This window comes from Nonomuraea sp. NPDC049695 (assembly GCF_040674955.1).
Taxonomy (GTDB): domain Bacteria; phylum Actinomycetota; class Actinomycetes; order Streptosporangiales; family Streptosporangiaceae; genus Nonomuraea; species Nonomuraea helvata.
Genome location: NZ_JBFANV010000227.1, coordinates 1 through 1,665, shown reverse-complemented (window position 1 = coordinate 1,665; position 1,665 = coordinate 1). Strand labels below are relative to the sequence as shown.

Here is a 1,665-nt window from a genome sequence, read left to right as displayed (position 1 = left end):
AGCTTGTCGTTTAACCTGCCTGCTCGCGGTGCTCGGTGAGTGATGCCGCGCGTTTAGCGGTCTTTCCCACCTCGTGATGACGGGCGAGGGCGCGGTTCCTTGATCCCTTGGGGCGTCCGGGACCGGCGCTCGTGGGTTTGGGCGCACTGGCGGGCTGGGGCAGGCTCGTGCGGAGGTGGCGAAACCCCCGGCGGACACGAGCGGGGGTGAGCCGCTCGGGCGGCAGCGGCCTCTCCCACGGGCGGCGCAGGTCTTCGGCGAGGGGGCGAGCGAGACGAAGCTGGGTGTAGGCGACAATGATCAGCCACGTCCAGCGGTCGGCGGCATAGGGGTAGCGGATCTTCGGGACGGTCCAGCCCAGGGTCTGCTTCCACATTCTGAACGTGTGCTCCAGGTCGAATCTGCGGAGGAAGGCCTGCCAGAGCCGGTCCAGATGGGCGGCGGTGATGCCGATGGCCGAGGTCCACAGCCACACCGGCTTGGGATCGCGTTCGCCGGGCAGGTGCTCGACGCGTAGATGGATGAGAGTGCCCTCGATGACCGGGAGCTCGCCGACATGATCGATCCAAGCGCTGCGGCGGCCCAGCCGAGGGTGCAGCCGGTCCCAGCAGGAGGCGACCGCCGTGCCGTACCGGCTGGTGGCGGTGCTCGTGACGTGCTGCGGCTCGCCCCAACTGCTCTCGTCCTTCATCCGGAAGTCGCCCCCATGTTTGGGCGGACGTCCGCCACCGGGGCTGGCCAGCAGAAACTCCTCCCGCGACGGGGCGGGACGCAGCAGCACCCGATCCGAGCGCAACCGGCCCAGTACCTCCACTGGCAGGCCGTCCAGGAGGAAGGCCAGCCGGGGCACGTCGTACCCGGCGTCGACCACCAGCAGGATGGCCGGGTCGCCCTGACGCCACTGCCCGGCCTGGATCAGGCGGGCGACCAGATCGCGCAGCTGGATGGCGGTGACGGCGGCCTCATCATCGCCGGGACCCAGCCGCGCCGCGTCGAGCACCGCGGTCCAGGAGGTCCGGCCCGTTTCCAGTGCGGCGATCACCGAGTATGGCCAGCCGGGGATCATCTGATGGTCGTCCTTGCGGCGGCCGTAGGTGTGGCAGAACAGCCGTTCGGGGCTGGTCGGCGCGTCGGGCCGCAGCCATGCCGTGATGTCGGCGGCCAGGACGATCCGCCCGCCCGCGGCGCGCGGGAGCGGCACCGTGGCCAGGGCTCTGCGGAGCCGGCCGATCTCGATCCGGCCGTGGTTGATCGCGTCATACAGGGCACCGTGTCCTCGCCGGTGTTCAGGCGTCAGTGCCAGTCCGACCAGGGTGCGTACCGGCCCGTCGGCGCATAACACCGCCTCGGCCAGCTCGAACAGCTCATCCGCGCGCGCTGTCAGGCAGCCGTAGATCTCCTGGCGGAACTCCGACAACTCCGCTATCGCTTCGGCCCGCTCACTCTCCTGGCCCGATTCCGGGACAGCCGCCGCTGCGGATGCCAGCATGGATGACACAGCCACCGCCTCCTCTTCTTTGGGTTGACACCTTGAAGGTGGAGACGGTGGCTGGCCTGGGTCACGGCGACACGCCGTATCACAGAGGACACAATCCGCTATGTCGGATCAATCACCTCTGTTGCCGATCGCGGCAAATGTGCAGCTCAAAGGTTAAACCTCAAGCT

1 protein-coding gene is annotated in these 1,665 nt (G+C 68.8%); it reads right to left on the bottom strand.

All coding sequences use genetic code 11. The features are described 5' to 3' along the window. Positions 1 to 10 precede the first annotated feature (10 nt). A complete protein-coding gene (locus AB0J64_RS57215) occupies positions 11 to 1,489 on the bottom strand; it encodes an NF041680 family putative transposase (protein WP_364047238.1) in 1,479 nt (492 codons plus the stop codon). Positions 1,490 to 1,665 lie beyond the last annotated feature (176 nt).

Coding starts and splice junctions, on each gene's coding strand:
- AB0J64_RS57215 (WP_364047238.1), bottom strand. CDS start 1,489: ATGCTGGCATCCGCAGCGGCGGCTGTCCCGGAATCGGGCCAGGAGAGT.